This window comes from Streptomyces sp. NPDC030893 (assembly GCF_055571535.1).
The window spans coordinates 35,921-52,232 of the sequence record NZ_JBVIFC010000018.1 but is presented as its reverse complement, the minus strand read 5'-3'; the positions used below and the strand labels follow the sequence as shown (position 1 = coordinate 52,232).

General features: G+C 71.4%; 15 protein-coding genes. 9 read left to right on the top strand and 6 right to left on the bottom strand.

All coding sequences use genetic code 11. The annotated features are described in order from the left end of the window. Nucleotides 1-124: 124 nt before the first annotated feature. Nucleotides 125-628: a hypothetical protein gene (locus ACZ434_RS27755; protein WP_468460517.1), complete on the bottom strand. Its 504-nt coding sequence runs from the start codon at nucleotides 626-628 to the stop codon at nucleotides 125-127. A 403-nt stretch (nucleotides 629-1,031) separates the two neighbouring features. Here ACZ434_RS27755 and ACZ434_RS27750 point away from each other — a divergent pair, with 403 nt between their 5' ends. Continuing rightward, nucleotides 1,032-1,316, top strand: coding sequence for a DUF397 domain-containing protein (locus tag ACZ434_RS27750; protein WP_468460515.1), 285 nt, complete (start codon nucleotides 1,032-1,034; stop codon nucleotides 1,314-1,316). Nucleotides 1,317-1,413: 97 nt separating this feature from the next. On the opposite strand, the gene ACZ434_RS27745 is transcribed toward ACZ434_RS27750, so the two are convergent. Continuing rightward, entirely contained in the window at nucleotides 1,414-1,911 is a 498-nt protein-coding gene (locus tag ACZ434_RS27745) for an ATP-binding protein (protein ID WP_468460513.1), read from the bottom strand. A 387-nt stretch (nucleotides 1,912-2,298) separates the two neighbouring features. Here ACZ434_RS27745 and ACZ434_RS27740 point away from each other — a divergent pair, with 387 nt between their 5' ends. The 5 genes from ACZ434_RS27740 (at nucleotide 2,299) to ACZ434_RS27720 (ending at nucleotide 7,357) form a co-directional block, all read left to right on the top strand. Continuing rightward, nucleotides 2,299-3,123, top strand: coding sequence for a helix-turn-helix domain-containing protein (locus ACZ434_RS27740; RefSeq protein WP_468460636.1), 825 nt, complete (start codon nucleotides 2,299-2,301; stop codon nucleotides 3,121-3,123). 100 nt (nucleotides 3,124-3,223) lie between these two features. Next, nucleotides 3,224-4,684 (top strand): aldehyde dehydrogenase family protein, encoded by a 1,461-nt coding sequence (locus tag ACZ434_RS27735; RefSeq protein WP_468460511.1) that lies wholly within the window; start codon nucleotides 3,224-3,226, stop codon nucleotides 4,682-4,684. Nucleotides 4,685-4,914: 230 nt separating this feature from the next. Further along, nucleotides 4,915-5,556, top strand: a complete 642-nt coding sequence (locus ACZ434_RS27730) for a PadR family transcriptional regulator (protein WP_468460509.1) — start codon at nucleotides 4,915-4,917, stop codon at nucleotides 5,554-5,556. 74 nt (nucleotides 5,557-5,630) lie between these two features. Beyond that, a complete protein-coding gene (locus ACZ434_RS27725; protein WP_468460507.1) occupies nucleotides 5,631-6,593 on the top strand; it encodes an ATP-binding cassette domain-containing protein in 963 nt (320 codons plus the stop codon). A gap of 35 nt (nucleotides 6,594-6,628) precedes the next feature. Further along, nucleotides 6,629-7,357, top strand: coding sequence for an ABC transporter permease (locus ACZ434_RS27720; RefSeq protein ID WP_468460634.1), 729 nt, complete (start codon nucleotides 6,629-6,631; stop codon nucleotides 7,355-7,357). 6 nt (nucleotides 7,358-7,363) lie between these two features. Here the strand turns inward: ACZ434_RS27720 and ACZ434_RS27715 are convergent, their stop codons facing one another. Together ACZ434_RS27715 and ACZ434_RS27710 are read right to left on the bottom strand one after the other, a co-directional pair. Beyond that, entirely contained in the window at nucleotides 7,364-8,761 is a 1,398-nt protein-coding gene (locus ACZ434_RS27715) for a glutamate decarboxylase (RefSeq protein ID WP_468460505.1), read from the bottom strand. A gap of 70 nt (nucleotides 8,762-8,831) precedes the next feature. Next, nucleotides 8,832-10,124: an ion channel protein gene (locus ACZ434_RS27710; protein WP_468460503.1), complete on the bottom strand. Its 1,293-nt coding sequence runs from the start codon at nucleotides 10,122-10,124 to the stop codon at nucleotides 8,832-8,834. 100 nt (nucleotides 10,125-10,224) lie between these two features. Here ACZ434_RS27710 and ACZ434_RS27705 point away from each other — a divergent pair, with 100 nt between their 5' ends. After that, nucleotides 10,225-10,986, top strand: coding sequence for a MerR family transcriptional regulator (locus tag ACZ434_RS27705; RefSeq protein WP_468460501.1), 762 nt, complete (start codon nucleotides 10,225-10,227; stop codon nucleotides 10,984-10,986). 189 nt (nucleotides 10,987-11,175) lie between these two features. Continuing rightward, the gene (locus ACZ434_RS27700) at nucleotides 11,176-12,102 is read left to right on the top strand and encodes a VTT domain-containing protein (protein ID WP_468460499.1); all 927 of its coding nucleotides are present in this window, start codon (nucleotides 11,176-11,178) and stop codon (nucleotides 12,100-12,102) included. Nucleotides 12,103-12,200: 98 nt separating this feature from the next. On the opposite strand, the gene ACZ434_RS27695 is transcribed toward ACZ434_RS27700, so the two are convergent. Next, nucleotides 12,201-13,898 (bottom strand): threonine/serine exporter family protein, encoded by a 1,698-nt coding sequence (locus ACZ434_RS27695; protein ID WP_468460497.1) that lies wholly within the window; start codon nucleotides 13,896-13,898, stop codon nucleotides 12,201-12,203. 142 nt (nucleotides 13,899-14,040) lie between these two features. After that, nucleotides 14,041-14,532, bottom strand: a complete 492-nt coding sequence (locus tag ACZ434_RS27690) for an inorganic diphosphatase (RefSeq protein ID WP_030828087.1) — start codon at nucleotides 14,530-14,532, stop codon at nucleotides 14,041-14,043. Nucleotides 14,533-14,611: 79 nt separating this feature from the next. On the opposite strand from ACZ434_RS27690, the gene dacB reads away from it, so the two are divergent. Then, nucleotides 14,612-16,237 (top strand): D-alanyl-D-alanine carboxypeptidase/D-alanyl-D-alanine endopeptidase, encoded by a 1,626-nt coding sequence (dacB, locus tag ACZ434_RS27685; RefSeq protein ID WP_468460495.1) that lies wholly within the window; start codon nucleotides 14,612-14,614, stop codon nucleotides 16,235-16,237. Nucleotides 16,238-16,312: the final 75 nt, after the last annotated feature.

Here is a 16,312-nt window from a genome sequence, read left to right as displayed (position 1 = left end):
AGCCGTGGTCCGAGGCTGCCCTGCCGGTCGGGAGCGGAGCCCCGGGGCTGCTTCGCCGGTCACGAGCCGTGCCCCGGGGGCGCCCCGCCGGGCAGGTGCCGTGCCTCGGGGCCGCCCCCGTCGGTCAGGTGCTCAGTCCGGGGGTCGGCAGGCCCGGCGGGAGGCTGCCGCCCTCGGCCTTGGTGTACGTCTCGGTGCCGAGGGCGCCCTCCCACGTGACCTTCAGCGAGGTTCCCTCGACGGAGTCGACCGTGCCGCTTGCGCGGTCGTCGCTCCCGTCGTCGCACTTCAGGCTGATCGACCGGCTCGCGCCGTCCTCCCGCGCGGTGCCGGTGCACATGGTGCCGCCCGTGGCGAAGAGCGCCGCCTTCTCGCCGTCGACCATCAGGACCACGGCGTTCCCCTTGCTCGTGGTGAGCCAGCTGCCCTCCAGCTCGCCCGCCGGGGCCCCGCTCGCCCCGGAGTCCGCGGTCGCCGTGGCGGAGGGGGTGGGGCTCGCCGGGGCGTCCGAGTCGTCGGAGCCGCCCCCACCGCACGCCGTCAGGGTGAGCGCGCCGGCCAGTGCCACGGCCACGGCGGCCACCCGCGTGTGCCGTGCGTACGGCCGTGACGCGGGTGACCGCGTCACCGGACCCACCGAAGCGTGCGAAGCCTCCGAAGTCACTGCGAGCCCCCTAGCTGTTGCCGGCCCCGTCGGCCGGACGACCGCAGTCAGCTAACAGGAACCGCCCGCTCCCGGGCCAGCCCCTCGTGACACACCTCGCACCCTTGCCGACTGGTGTCGACCCACTTCACCAGAACGGCACATGAGGGAACAGAAATGCCCTCGGATGCGTCTGATTGGGCAGCGGGGATTCGGTAAAGCGTCCGTCAAAGCGGGCACCAGGCGACCGTCGACGCTGTAACCGCGGGAACACCCCGCGTGCACGTGCATCTGCCCATGCATCTGCACTTGAACAAAGCTATGATCCCGGTCAGTTGACCACTGCATCAATGGCCACACCAGCCAGTGCACCAGCGGGGAGCGACCTGTGGACCACGACGTGTTCGACGGTGACGTGTACGACGGTGCCGGCGCGCCCGGCGTGTACAACGGCATGGCGGCCACCGGGCTGGACGGCGTGGCCTGGCAGAAGAGCCGGCACAGCAACTCGCAGGGTTCCTGCGTGGAGTTCGCCCGGCTGCCCGGCGGGGAGGTGGCCGTGCGCAACTCCCGCTTCCCCGACGGTCCCGCGCTCGTGTACACCCGCGCGGAGATCGAGGCGATGCTGCTGGGTGTGAAGGACGGCGAGTTCGACCACCTGGTCGCCGGCTGACACGCCACCGCGTGCCCCGAGGGGTCCGAGGGGCAACGGGGTACTCAGGAGGCGGCGACGCGCGTAGAACCGCGGCGCCCGTGTGCGCGGCGGTTCGTCACGCGCCGGGGCCCGTGCCCGCGTCGGGCCGGGGGAGCCGGAACAGGGCCCACACGACCTTGCCGCTGAGCGCCCCCGCCAGCGGGTGCCAGCCCCAGCTGTCGCTGAAGGAGTCGACCAGGAACAGTCCGCGGCCCGACTCGGCGGAGAAGTCCCCGGAGTCGCGGGCGACAGGGCTGTCGTCACTGGGGTCGCGCACCGCGCACACCAGCCGCTCGGTCCACCGCATCAGATGCAGCCGTACCGGGGGTTCCTGCGGCGTCAGCCGCGGAGCACCGGCCGGCAGCGCGTGCCGCAGGGCGTTGGTGACCAGTTCGGAGACGCACAGGCACACGTCGTCGAAACCGTCGCCGAGGTCCCACTGGTCGAGCGTCTTGCGGGTGAACTGCCGTGCCTCGCGGACCGCTTCGTAGCGGGCGGGGAGGGCGCAGGAGGCGGCGTCGGAGGCGGCCGAGAGGTTCAGCGGCGGAAGGCCCTGCCGTAACGGCTCGAGCATGGTCGATCCATTCGTCCCCATGCGAGGCACTCCCGGGAATTCGCGGTCGTAGCGAGCGGCGGTGGTGCGGGGACCATGGTTTCGGATGCGCACAGCAGATGCAAGGGCAGATGCACGTGCAGCTGACCGAATTGGTCCTGCCCGTACTGGTTTGTTGGCCAATTTTTCCGTCATCTTCCTGTCTCCTCCTGGCTGTTCTCTTGCCTACGCGTTGCTCCGCGCCTGCCCGTTCGGTGCTGCTTCCCGACCGGATTCCTCGGCCGGATTCCGTTTCCGTAACCGGACGAGTACTGCTCGAAGTGTTTTAGTGGCAGACTGCGGGCCCTGAAGACGTTGGGGAGGCTGGCGAACGTGAGCGCGGGAGAGCCGGGATCGGTGGTGCGGCGCATGCTGCTCGGATCACAACTCAGGCGACTGCGTGAGGCGCGGGGGATCACGCGCGAGGCGGCGGGCTACTCGATCCGCGCCTCCGAATCGAAGATCAGCCGGATGGAGCTGGGCCGGGTGAGCTTCAAGACCAGGGATGTCGAGGACCTGCTGACGCTGTACGGCATCACGGACGAGCAGGAGCGCACCTCGCTGGTCTCCCTCGCCAAGGAGGCCAATGTCGCGGGCTGGTGGCACAGCTACTCGGACGTGCTGCCCAGCTGGTTCCCCACCTATGTGGGCCTGGAGGGCGCCGCCTCGCTGCTGCGCGCGTACGAGGTGCAGTTCGTGCACGGCCTGCTGCAGACCGAGGAGTACGCCCGCGCGGTGGTGCGGCGGGGCATGAAGAGCGCGAGCGACGCCGATGTCGAGCGCCGGGTGGCGCTGCGGCTGGAGCGGCAGAAGTACCTGGTCGCCGAGAACGCCCCCGAGTTCCATGTCGTCCTCGACGAGGCCGCCCTGCGCCGGCCGTACGGCGACCGCGCGGTGATGCGCGGCCAGCTCGAGCACCTCATCGACATCTCCGAGCGGCCCAACGTCCGGCTCCAGGTCATGCCGTTCAGCCTCGGCGGCCACTCCGGCGAGTCGGGCTCGTTCACCATCCTCAGCTTCCCCGAGTCGGACCTGTCGGACGTCGTGTACATGGAGCAGCTCACCAGCGCGCTCTACCTCGACAAGGCCGAGGACGTGGGCCAGTACGAGAAGGCCCTCAAGGAGCTCCAGCACGACAGCCCGGGCCCGTCGGAGAGCCGGGATCTGCTGCGGGGGCTGCTGCAACTCTCCTGAGGACGCCCCCAACTCCCTTGAAACACAAGTACGATGACGTGCGATCAGACCGTGAAGTTGATCAGTGCTCTGCTGGTGCAGCAAGGGATCGAGGGATCACATGTCGTCGTACTTCACCGACCTGGCTCAGCAGTACATCGACGGTGAGTGGCGCCCGGGCACCGGCTCCTGGGACATCATCGACTTCAATCCGTACGACGACGAGAAGCTCGCGTCGATCACCATAGCCACGGTCGACGAGGTCGATCAGGCCTACCGGGCGGCGGCCCGCGCGCAGAAGGAGTGGGCGCGGACCAACCCGTACGCCCGCCGCGCGGTGTTCGAGAAGGCGCTCAGGCTGGTCGAGGAGCGCGAGGAGGAGATCGCCGAGGCGATCGTCGCCGAGCTCGGCGGCACGCGCCTGAAGGCCGCCTTCGAACTGCACCTCGCCAAGGAGTTCCTGCGCGAGGCGGTGCACCTGGCGCTGCGCCCCGAGGGCCGCATCATCCCCTCGCCGGTGGACGGCAAGGAGAACCGCGTCTACCGCGTGCCCGTGGGCGTCGTGGGGGTGATCAGCCCCTTCAACTTCCCGTTCCTGCTGTCGCTGAAGTCCGTCGCCCCCGCGCTGGCGCTCGGCAACGGTGTGGTGCTCAAGCCGCACCAGAACACCCCGATCGTCGGCGGCGCCCTGGTCGCGAAGCTCTTCGAGGACGCGGGCCTGCCCGGCGGCCTGCTGAACGTGCTGATCACCGACATCGCCGAGATAGGCGACGCCTTCATCGAGCATCCGGTCCCGAAGGTCATCTCCTTCACCGGCTCCGACCAGGTCGGCCGCCATGTGGCGACCGTCTGCGCCTCCCTCTTCAAGCGCTCCGTCCTCGAACTCGGCGGCAACAGCGCCCTGGTGGTCCTCGACGACGCCGACCTCGACTACGCCGTGGACGCGGCCGTCTTCAGCCGGTTCGTCCACCAGGGCCAGGTCTGCATGGCCGCCAACCGCGTCCTCGTCGACCGCGCGGTGGCCGAGGAGTTCACCGAGAAGTTCGTCGCCAAGGTGAGGTCCCTCAAGGCCGGTGACCCGCGCGACCCGCAGACCGTCATCGGCCCGGTGATCAACTCCCGGCAGGCGGACGCCCTGTCGGCGGTCGTCGAGCAGGCACTCGCCGAGGGCGCCACCGCTCTCGTGCGCGGCGAGCGCACCGACAACCTGGTCGAGCCGTCCGTGCTGACCGGACTGCCGGCGGACTCGGCCCTGCTGCGGCAGGAGGTCTTCGGACCCGTCGCCTTCCTCGTCCCGTTCGACGGCGAGGAGGAGGCCGTACGCATCGTCAACGACACCCCGTACGGGCTGAGCGGCGCCGTGCACACCGGTGACATCGAGCGGGGCGTGAACTTCGCCAGGCAGATCGACACCGGCATGTTCCACGTGAACGACGGCACCGTGCACGACGAGCCGATCGTCCCCTTCGGCGGCGAGAAGCACTCGGGCATCGGCCGGCTCAACGGCGAGACGATGCTGGACGCCTTCACCACGATGAAGTGGATCTCGGTCCAGCACGGACGCAGCGGCTTCCCGTTCTAAGCCTTCCGTGTCCGGATCTCCGGATCCGGTTTTTTCCGCCCCGGGCCGTTGAGGACGGTGATTGACCTGAACGGCCCGTAGCGTCGTCGGTGTCAGGCAGCAGGGGGCACCTTGCGGCGAAACGGCGAAACGGCGGATCGGCGAAAGGCGGACGGTCGTGGTCGCTCACGTGGGACGCGAGGAGCACGGGGCGTGCCCGGCCCTCACCGGAGCGGCCTACCCTGGACCGCATGTCAGTGATCCGTCTCCTGGTGCTCGGCGCGGTGCGCCAGCACGGGCGGGCCCATGGCTACCAGGTGCGCAACGACCTGGAGTACTGGGGCGCGCACGAGTGGTCCAACGCCAAGCCCGGCTCGATCTACCACGCGCTGAAGCAGATGGCCAAGCAGGGACTGCTGCTCGCGCACGAGATCGCCCCGTCCACGGCCGGCGGCCCGCCGCGCACGGAGTACGAGGTCACCGAGCAGGGCACCGAGGAGTACTTCCGGCTGCTGCGGGAGGCGCTGACCTCGTACGACCAGAAGCCGGACGTGTTCTCGGCCGGGCTGGGCCTGATGGTCGACCTGGAGCGCGCGGAGGCGCTCGCGCTCCTCGAGCGGCGGCTGCGTTCCATCGAGGAGTGGCGCAAGGCCGTCACCGAGTACTACACGCCCGAGGACGGGCCCGGCCAGCTGGGTCACATCGGGGAGATCATGCACCTGTGGGTGCACTCCGCGGACACCGGTGCCGAGTGGACCCGGGGCCTCATCGAGCGTGTCCGGGGCGGTGCCTACACCTTCGCCGGTGAGGGCGAGCCGTTCGTCGGTGTCCTGGCCGAGGGCGAGGAGAACCCGTACGCCACCGGGGAGCGGCATCCCGGAGACATCCGGTAATCAAGTTTGACCACCTGCGTCGCGGGTACTACGATCCGGGGCGGTAGTCAACTTTGACTAGCAAGGGAGTGTCAGTGTCCGACACGGCGATCACCGTCGAGGAAGTACGCAAGACATACCGGGGCGGCAGCGGCCCCGCACTGGACGGGCTCGACCTCACGGTCGCGCGCGGCACGGTGCACGGAGTGCTCGGGCCGAACGGCGCCGGCAAGACCACCCTGGTGAGGATTCTCGCCACCCTGCTGCGCCCCGACGCGGGCCGGGTGGAGGTGGCGGGATGCGACGTGGTGCGCGAGGCCTACGCCGTACGGCTGCGCATCGGCCTGCTCGGCCAGCACGCGGCGCTCGACGAGGAACTCGGCGGCCGGCAGAACCTGGAGCTGTTCGGCCGCCTGTACCACCTGGGCGCGCGGCGCGCACGCGCGCGTGCCGGCGAACTGCTGGAGCGCTTCGACCTCTCCGGCACCGGACACAAGCCGGTCAAGCAGTACAGCGGCGGCATGCGGCGCCGTCTCGACCTCGCCGCATCCCTCATCACCGAACCGGAGGTGCTCTTCCTGGACGAACCGACCACGGGCCTCGACCCGCGCGGCCGCGCGGAGGTGTGGGACTCCGTCCGCTCCCTGGTCGGCGGCGGTACGACGGTCCTGCTCACCACCCAGTACCTGGAGGAGGCCGACCAGCTCGCCGACCGCATCTCCGTGGTGGACGCCGGCCGGGTCATCGCCGACGGCACGGCGGACGAGCTCAAGGCGGCCATCGGCGGCGACCGCATCGACGTCGTCCTGCGCGACGCCGGGCAACTGGGCGCGGCCGTCGCCCTGCTGCCCGTGCCGGAGGACGCGGTCACCGTGGACACCGCGCGGCGGCTGCTGAGCGCCCCGGTCACCGACCGCATGGCGGCCCTGGCCGGGGTCGTCCGCGGGCTGGAGGAGGCCGGCATCGAGGCCGAGGACATCGCCCTGCGCAGGCCCACCCTCGACGAGGTGTTCCTGCGCCTGACCGGGCGCGACGACCGAGTGAAGGAGGCCGCGTGACCACCGCGACGTACGCCCTGACCGACTCCTGGACCATGACCCGCCGTGAACTCGCCCGCTGGGGACGGCAGCCGGTGGCGGTGGTGGTCAACCTGGTCTTCCCGGTGATGATGCTGCTGATGTTCGGCTACCTGGTCGGCGGCGGCCGGGGGGTGAGCGGCGAGTACCTCGACTTCCTGGTGCCGGGCATGCTCGCGCTCACCATGGCCTTCGGCCTGGAGGGCACGATGGTCGCCGTCACCCAGGACCTGGACAAGGGTGTCATCGACCGCTTCCGCTCCATGCCGATGGCGAACGGCGCGGTCCTGGTGGGCCGTTCCGCCGCCGACATGCTCCAGTCGGTGCTCGGCCTGGCGGTGCTGCTCGCCGTCGCCGCCGCGCTCGGCTGGCGCGCCCACGGCAGCCCGGCGGGTTTCCTGGGCGCCGTGGGCCTGCTCCTGCTGTTCCGGTTCGCCATGCTGTGGATCGGCATCCACCTGGCGCTGGTGGCGGGCAGACCCGAAATGGTGCAGGCCGTGCAGATCCTGGTCTGGCCGGTCGGCTTCCTGTCCAACGCCTTCGCCGACCCCGGGACCATGCCCGACTGGCTGGGCACCGTCGTCCAGTGGAACCCCATGTCCCACACCGCCACCGCCGTACGCGACCTGTTCGGCAGCCCCGGCGGGGAACCGGGACACGTGTGGGCGGCCGTCCTGTGGCCCCTGGCGCTGCTGGTGGTGTTCTTCCCGCTGGCGGTACGGAGGTTCGCGCGGCTCAGCCGGTGACGGGCGTCAGTGGTGGAACCCGGTGGCCGCGTCCCTGTCCTCGGTGAGGGGGCGCGGCTGCCGGCGCAGGTCCGGCAGCAACCGGGCCAGGTCCTCGGCGAAGACGTCGGCGAGGTCCTCCGAGAAGCCGTTGCGGCACACCACGCGGAGGACGGAGAGGTCCTGGCGGTTGGCGGGGAAGGTGTACGCGGGCACCAGCCAGCCGCTCTCCCGCATCCGCCGGGACACGTCGAAGACGTCGTACGCCGTCACCTCCGGGGAGGTCGTGAACGCGAACACCGGGAGCTGGTCGCCGCGCGTGAGCAGCCGGAAGTCGCCGAGTGACTCGATCCGCGCGGCGAGCCCCGTGGCCACGTTCCGCGCGGCCTGCTGCACCGCGCGGTAGCCGTCGCGGCCCAGCCGCAGGAACGTGTAGTACTGCGCCACGACCTGCGCGCCCGGCCGGGAGAAGTTCAGCGCGAAGGTCGGCATGTCGCCGCCCAGGTAGTTCACCCGGAAGACCAGCTCCTCCGGCAGCGCGTCCGCGTCCCGCCACAGCGCCCAGCCGACACCCGGGTACACCAGCCCGTACTTGTGCCCGGAGGTGTTGACCGACGCCACGCGCGGGAGGCGGAAGTCCCACACCAACTCCTCGTCGAGGAAGGGCGCCACCATCGCGCCGGACGCCCCGTCGACGTGCACCGGGATGTCCAGGCCGGTCCGCTCCTGGAGCCCGTCCAGCGCGGCGCACAGGTCCGCGATCGGCTCGTAGGAGCCGTCGAAGGTGGACCCCAGGATGCCGACCACCCCGATGGTGTTCTCGTCGCACAGGGCCGCCGCGGCCTCCGGGTCGAGGTGGAACCGGTCGCCCTGCATGGGCACCTGACGGGGCTCCACCTCCCAGAAGGTGCAGAACTTCTCCCAGCAGACCTGGACGTTGACGCCCATGACGAGGTTCGGGCGGGCGTCCCGCGCGGGAGCGCGCCGGCTCCAGCGGCGTTTCATCGCCATGCCGGCGAGCATGCACGCCTCGCTCGAACCCGTCGTCGAACACCCGACGGCCGCCGCGGGATCGGGCGCGTTCCACAGGTCGGCGAGCATCGCCACACAGCGCCGCTCCAGCTCGGCCGTGCGCGGGTACTCGTCCTTGTCGATCATGTTCTTGTCCCGGCACTCGGCCATCAGGAGGCCGGCCTCCGGCTCCATCCAGGTGGTGACGAAGGTGGCCAGGTTCAGCCGCGCGTTGCCGTCCAGCATCAGCTCGTCGTGCACGAGCTGATACGCCGTCGAGGGCGCCATGGGGCCGTCCGGCAGCCGGTGCTTGGGCGGCGCCTCGGTCATGTCCCCGACCGGGTTGGCCGGTCCGAGGAACGGATTGACGGACAGGGGGCGCTCTTCGTGCTGCGGGCCGTTGTGGAGCGGCATGGTGCCTCCGTGAGGTGTCGGTCGGCCCGGAGGGGCCGGGGAGGGGCGGGGTCTTGTGGGACGTCCTGTGTCACCGGATCGCCGTCCCGTCCTGCCGCAGCTGCATGTGCGGGCGGCCCGTGACCAGCAGCCAGGCGGGCAGGGAGGCGATGCAGAGCAGGGTGAGGATCCCGGGGGAGGCGACCAGGACGGCGGCGACGAACAGGCTCACCCAGCCCTGCCGGGTGATGGCCAGCAGGATCCCCAGCACGGCCGCCGACACCCCCACCGCCGGATGCACGGCGGGCACCAGCGCGTGCGCGCACAGCCCGAGCGCCGTGCCGACGAACACCGCCGGGAAGATCCGCCCGCCCCGGAAGCCGCAGGAGGCGGCGACGAGCAGCGCGGCCAGCTTCACCACCGTCATCGCGGCGAACTCGCCCGCCGTCCATCCGCCGGGATCGTGTGCCAGCTCCGCGATCTCCTCGAGCCCCTTGAACAGGGTCAGATGCCCGCCCAGGGCCGCCAGAGCGCCCAGCACCAGTCCGCCGGCCGGGAGCATCAGCATCGGGTGCCGCAGCCGCGCGAAGGCCCCGTGGACGTAGGGGAAGGCGTACACGGCGCACATGCCGAGCACCGCCCCCGCCGAGGCGACCACGAGCGCGGCCAGCAGGTCGCCGAGGCCGGGTCGCCCGAACGGCGGCAGATGGAGGTCGAAGCTCGGCTCGGACACCAGCGTGGTGGTGAGCGCACCCGCTCCGGCGGCCGCCAGCGGCGCGAAGAGGCTGTCCCACAGCTGCCCCTTGATCCGCTGTCCGGCCAGCGCCTCCGAGATGACGAGGGCGGCCGCGACCGGCGTACCGAACAGCGCGCCGATGGTCCCGGCCTCCGCAAGCGCCACCCAGCCGCGCTCCTCGGTCCGCGGGAAGGCCCGGAGGCCCGCCCGGACGGCCAGGGAGACGTTCACGGCGATGATCGGGTTCTCCGGCCCCAGGCTGGGCCCGCCGGCCAGCACCAACGCGGTCGCCAGCAGCAGCCCGGGCAGCACCGCGAGCGGCAGCACCGGCGCGTCGAGTCCGGTGGTCGCCGGATCGGGGCCCGCGTGGCCCGGGGCCTTCCACACCACCAGCCCGACCGCGACACCGGTGGCGAGGAGCATCACGAACATCCACAGCACGGAGTAGCGGCCGACGCCGAGGGCGTCCGGCAGGTCCTGCCAGAGGACGTGCTGCAACTCCTCCGCCGCCGTGCTGACCCCCAGCAGGACCAGGCTCGTCACCACGCCCACGAGCAGCGCGGGCACGATGGTCGGCAGCAGGGTGCGTGCCGCGGTCGCCGGCGTCGTGGAGGCCGCCTCCGCCTGCTGCGTACTGTCCTGGGCCACGCGCACACGATAAGGGGGCAAAAGGGATAAACCCGGAAGCGGCTTGCACCTCACGTGACGTGAGGACCCAGGCTGGGACGCGAACCGGAAAGGAGCGGAAGTGAGCTACTCCGTGGGACAGGTGGCCGGCTTCGCCGGAGTCACGGTGCGCACCCTGCACCACTACGACGACATCGGCCTGCTCGCACCCGGCGAGCGCAGCCACGCCGGGCACCGGCGCTACAGCGACGCCGACCTCGACCGGCTGCAGCAGATCCTGTTCTACCGCGAGCTCGGCTTCCCGCTCGAGGAGGTCGCCGTACTGCTCGACGACCCGGACGCGGACCCGCGCGCGCATCTGCGCCGGCAGCACGAACTGCTGACCGCCCGGATCGAGAAGCTGCGGAAGATGGCGGCGGCCGTGGAACAGGCGATGGAGGCACGCAAGATGGGGATCGATCTGACGCCCGAGGAGAAGTTCGAGGTGTTCGGGGACTTCGACCCGGACCAGTACGAGGAGGAGGCCCGGGAACGCTGGGGCGGCACCGACGCCTACCGTCAGTCGCGGCAGCGGACGGCGTCCTACACCAAGGAGGACTGGCAGCGGATCCAGGACGAGGCCGACGAGCTCACCCGGCGTTTCGTCGGGCTGATGGAGGCGGGGGAGCCGGCGGGCTCCGAGGCCGCGATGGACGCCGCCGAGGCCCACCGCCAGGGGATCTCCCGCAATCACTACGACTGCGGACACGAGATGCACACCTGCCTGGGTGAGATGTACGTCAGCGACGAACGTTTCACGCGGAACATCGACCAGGCCAAGCCCGGTCTCGCCGCCTACATGCGCGACGCGATCGTCGCGAACGCCGCGCGGCACACCTCCTGAGCGTCGTGGCCCGGGTCACTTCCGGGCCACGACCAGCGGTGATCGCCCCCGGTGGCGGATCACGGCTTTCTCAGGGGCCGGGCACAGGGCATTCTGGGTACCCCCGCGGAACCTGGGTCCCGACGGCTGCGTTCATAATTCAGGCAGCCATCCCAGCCCGTACCCCCCAGCTGCAGGAGCCACATCACCGTGACCACGCTTGCGCTCGGCCCTGAGTGGCTGAGCCCGGACTACCTGATCGAGACCTTCAGCCTTCCCGGCATCCTGCTGATCGTCTTCGCGGAGTCCGGACTCTTCGCGTTCCTGCCCGGTGACTCCCTGCTGTTCACGGCGGGTCTCTTCGTGGCCGAGGGCAACTACATCAGTCAGCCACTGTGGCTGGTGTGCACCCTGATCGTGATAGCTGCCGTGATCGGCGACCAAGTCGGTTACATGATCGGCAAGTTCCTCGGACCGAAGCTGTTCAGCCGGCCCAACTCCAAGCTCTTCAAACAGGAGAACCTGGAGAAGGCCCACGAGTTCATGGAGAAGTACGGCCCCAAGGCGATCGTCCTGGCCCGCTTCGTCCCGATCGTGCGTACGTTCGCCCCCATCACGGCCGGCGCCGGCCGCATGAAGTACCGCACGTTCCTCACGTACAACATCATCGGCGGTGTCGCCTGGGGCTGCGGTGTCACCGTGGCGGGTTACTGGCTCGGTCAGATCGCGTTCATCAAGACCAACATCGAGGCGATCATCGTACTGATCGTCATCCTCTCCGTGGTGCCGATCATCATCGAGTACGTGCGCGAGCGCGGGAAGAAGAAGCGCGCCGCCGCCGAGGCCCCGGCCGCCGCCGCTCCCGAGTACCCGCAGGCCCCGGTGGTCCCGGTCATGGACGACGCCACGACCCAGCTGCGCCGCATCCCCCCGGCCGCCCCGCAGCAGCCCCGGCAGCAGCACTACGGCAACCAGGGCCACCCCCAGCAGGGCTACCCGCAGCAGCCGTACGGGAACCAGGGCGGTTACCCGCAGCAGCACCCGCAGCAGCCGTACGGCAACCAGGGCGGCTACCCGCAGCAGCACCCGCAGCCGTACGGGAACGACCAGCAGCAGCCCTACAACGGCGGCTACTGAGGCACCCCGAGGGGCTCGGGGCCCGTGTCGGCACACGGCGTCCGGGGCTCCGCGAGCCGGACGCCGTCCGTCCCACCGCCGGACGGCGTCCGCACGGCTCAGAACCCGCGCGTCCGCTTCGCCGCCCGGCGCTTCTCCGGGGAGCCGATCCGCAGGAAGATGCGGGAGATCTCCGAACCGAAGTTCACCCCGATCGCGATGGCCATGGCCAGGGCCACGGCCTTGGTGAGGGACGCGAGACCCGAGGTGACCTCGTTCTGGGCGATGTTCAGCAGACCGAAGTACGTCGCGGAACCGGGCAGCAGCGGCCCGATTGCCGCCGTGGTGTACGGCAGCGCGGACGCGAACCGGTAGCGGGCCAGCAGCTGCCCGAACAGGCCCACCACACCGGCCGCCACGGCCGTGGACGCCACCGGTGAGATGCCGCCCGTGACGTGCATCGCCCCGTACACCACCCAGGCGACCCCGCCGTTCAGGGTCGCCATCAGCACGGTGGACCGTTCCTGCTGGAGCAGCACCGCGAAGGCCAGGGACAGCGCCATCGACGCGGCGATCTGCAGCGCCGGCCGCGGATCGCCGCCCAGCGCCGCGTCCGGGTTCAGTTTGGCGCCCAGCTGCACGCCGAAGTACAGCACCGTCAGCACCCCGGCCACGATGCCCACGAAGAAGTACAGGACCTCCAGCAGGCGCGCGGACGCCGTGATGTAGAAGCCGGTCAGGCCGTCCTGCACGCCCGCCACCAGCGCCCGCCCGGGCAGCAGCGCGAACAGCCCACCGGTGATCACCGCCGACGCCTTCACGTCCACGTGCGCCACGGTGAGCGCCACCCCGATCGCGGCCGGCGGTGTGGCGGCCACCGTGAACTGGTAGAACTCCGGCAGCCCGCGCCCCGCGCAGAGCCAGGCCAGCCGGTCGCCGAGCATCGCGCCGATCGCGGCGGCCACGAACACCAGGAGGCCACCGCCGACCAGCACCGAGGCCGCGCCCGCGAGCAGCCCGCTCGCCGCGGTCAGCGTCCAGCCGGAGTACGGATGCCGGTTGCGGCGGATCTCCGCCAGCCGCCGGTAGGACTCCTCCAGGGAGACATGGGTCTCGTCGTCGCTGAGGTCGTCCACCAGCTGGTAGACGGCCGCCAGCCGGGTGTAGTCGGGGCTGCGGCGGCGCACGGTACGGGACGCGGTCACGGGGTCGTCGACCAGCGACGGCTGGTAGGAGATCGCCAGCAGGGTGAAGGTGACGTTGGGCTCGCAGCGGTCCAGGCCGTAGGAGCGGCACACGGCGAACATCGCCGCCTCCACGTCCTCGGCGCCCTCACCGCCGGCCAGCAGCAGCTCCCCGATGCGCAGGGTCAGGTCGAGCACGCGCGGCACGGCGGGCCCCGACTCGTCGTGCCGGTGCACCGGCTCCGGCGCCGGCCGCTCGGTCACCGGCATCCGCAGCATCGTGCGCATCCGGTCCTGCCACGGCACGTCCCGGGTGAGGCTGACGGCCGGTACGCCGCTCGGCGGGGTGAACGCCGGCGGCGGCTGCTTCGCGCTGTAGGTGCTGGGCCGGTTGAACGCCGAACCCTCCGCCTCGGCCGGATGCGGCGGCGTCACGTCCAGGCCGTCCGGCACGGCGAACTCGGAGGTCGTCTCCGACTCCGTACCGGTCCTGGAGACGGCCAGCCCCTCGGGGACGGCGAACTCGGACGTCGTCGACGAGTCGGCCTCCGCGGTCGCCGCGAGACCGGTGGGAGGAAGGAAGGCGCTCCTCGCCTCGTCCGACTGCGGCTTGCGGTCCTCCGCGTCCGTCACGTGCCCTGCGCTCCTTGTACGACACCGTCCGAGAGATCGTTCCTAAGCCTGCCCCGTACGGCCTCAGTATGCGCACACACAGCAGAACGGGCCGCACACGTGAGTGCGGCCCGTTCTGCTGTGTGTGCGGCGGAGAAGGGGCTCAGTGGCCGCCGGTCTCCTTGAAACGCTTGTAGGACCGCTCGATCTCGGCCTCGGCGTCCACCCGGCCCACCCAGTTGGCGCCCTCGACCGACTTGCCCGGCTCCAGGTCCTTGTAGACCTCGAAGAAGTGCTGGATCTCCAGGCGGTCGAACTCCGACACGTGGTGGATGTCGCGCAGGTGCTCCACGCGCGGGTCCGTCGACGGGACGCACAGCAGCTTGTCGTCGCCGCCCGCCTCGTCCGTCATGCGGAACATGCCGATCGCGCGGCAGCGGATCAGGCAGCCCGGGAACGTCGGCTCGTCCAGGATGACCAGCGCGTCCAGCGGGTCGCCGTCCTCGCCGAGGGTGTTCTCGACGAAGCCGTAGTCGGTCGGGTAGGCGGTCGAAGTGAAGAGCCGACGGTCCAAGCGGATCCGACCCGTCTCGTGGTCCACCTCGTACTTGTTCCGCGAACCCTTCGGGATCTCGATCGTGACGTCGAACTCCACCGGACGCTCCTCCATGATCAGCACATAGTTCTGGTGATTAAGTGTCCCTCACGCAGGTGTGTGATCGCGAAAGGGGCTGGTGGTCGTGCCAGAGCTGAGGCCGTGGCGGGCCGCGAGACCGCATGTCGCGCGGATCGCGGGCGCCGTACGGCCGCGTCTCGCCCGGGCCGCGGAGACCGTACGGCCACGCCTGGCGCGCGTCGCCGCGGCCGCCGGGCCGCGGTTCGCGCGGCCGGAGCGGCCGGGATCACCGCAGGCCCCGCGGGTCGCGCGGCCGAAGACCTGGCAGTTCACCGCGACCGCCGCCACCGCCGGTCTGGCGCTGGCCGCGGGTGTGGTGACCGCCGCCGGTCCCTGGGACTCCTCGGGTCAGCGTACGGCCGAGCGCGACCGCGCCGTGGCCCTCGAAGCCTCGCGTGGCACAGATCACGGCGGCGGCCGCGCCCACGCCGGGACGCCGCCCCGCGGGCCGGGAGCCGCCCCGCCGGCCGCCTCCGTGCTCACCGGCCTCGGCGGCACCGCCACCGCCGCGCGGTCGGCGCCCGCCGCCAAGACCCTCACCGGCATCCTCGACCCGCTGCTGACGTCCCCGGCGCTCGGCCGCCGCTCCGCCGCCGTGGTCGACGTGGCCACCGGCGAACGGCTGTACGGCACCGGTTCGGGGGACGCGGTGACCCCCGCCTCCACCACGAAGATCGCCACCGCTGTCGCCGCGCTCTCCGCCATGGGCGCCGACCACCGCCTCACCACCCGCGCGGTGTACGAACCCGACACCAAGGAGGTCGTCCTGGTCGGCGGCGGCGACCCCACGCTCACCGCGCGGAAGGACGCCCGGGGACTCGCCAGCCTCCGCGAGCTCGCCGAACGGAGCGCGGCGGCCCTGGCCAAACGGGGTGTGCGCGAGGTGACCCTGTCGTACGACACCACCCTCTACACGGGCACCACGGTGCACCCGATCGGCGTCAACCCGAACCTCGCCGCCGTCACCCCCCTGATGGTCGACGAGGCCCGCACCGACGACTCCACCAGCGGCCCCGCGCCGAGGGTCCCGGACCCGGCCGCCGACGCCGCGCGGAAGTTCGGCGACCTCCTGAAGGGGCACGGCATCAAGGCGACGCCGCCCGGCCCGTCGAAGTCCACCACCCGGGCCACCACCCTCGCCACGGTCTCCTCGCCCCCGCTCGCCTCCCTCGTCGAGCGGATGCTGACCCACAGCGACAACGACCTCGCCGAGGCCCTCGCGCGGCACACCGCCCTCGCCACCGGCAAACCCGCCGACTTCGCCGGCGGCGGGGCGGCGATCACCGCCCGTCTGCGGCAGCTCGGCATCCCCGTGAAGGGCGCCGACGTCAAGGACGGCAGCGGCCTCGACCGGCGCGACAGGCTCACCGCCGACCTGCTCACCGCCCTGCTCGTCAAGGCCGGCGACCCCGCCCACCCCGAGCTGCGCCCCGCCCTCACCGGCCTGCCCGTCGCCGGCTTCACCGGCACCCTCGCCGGCCGCTACGGCGACGGCGCGGCCGGCGTCGTCCGCGCCAAGACCGGCACGCTCACCGGTGTGAACACCCTTGCGGGCACCGTCGTCGACCAGGACGGCCGCCTGCTGGCCTTCGCCTTCCTGGCCAACGACACACCGGCCCCCCAAGCAGCCCAGACAGCCCTGGACAAGGCGGCAACAGCCTTGGCGACCTGCGGCTGCCGCTGAGAAGGGGCGCGGGGAACTGCGCAAGGGGTCCGGGGCGAAGCCCCCGGAGACGGGACGGGAAGGGGCGGCGGGGGC

Coding starts and splice junctions, on each gene's coding strand:
- ACZ434_RS27715 (WP_468460505.1), bottom strand. CDS start 8,761: ATGCCGCTCCACAACGGCCCGCAGCACGAAGAGCGCCCCCTGTCCGTC.
- ACZ434_RS27745 (WP_468460513.1), bottom strand. CDS start 1,911: ATGCTCGAGCCGTTACGGCAGGGCCTTCCGCCGCTGAACCTCTCGGCC.
- ACZ434_RS27720 (WP_468460634.1), top strand. CDS start 6,629: ATGACCCGCCGTGAACTCGCCCGCTGGGGACGGCAGCCGGTGGCGGTG.
- ACZ434_RS27730 (WP_468460509.1), top strand. CDS start 4,915: ATGTCAGTGATCCGTCTCCTGGTGCTCGGCGCGGTGCGCCAGCACGGG.
- ACZ434_RS27735 (WP_468460511.1), top strand. CDS start 3,224: ATGTCGTCGTACTTCACCGACCTGGCTCAGCAGTACATCGACGGTGAG.
- ACZ434_RS27740 (WP_468460636.1), top strand. CDS start 2,299: ATGCTGCTCGGATCACAACTCAGGCGACTGCGTGAGGCGCGGGGGATC.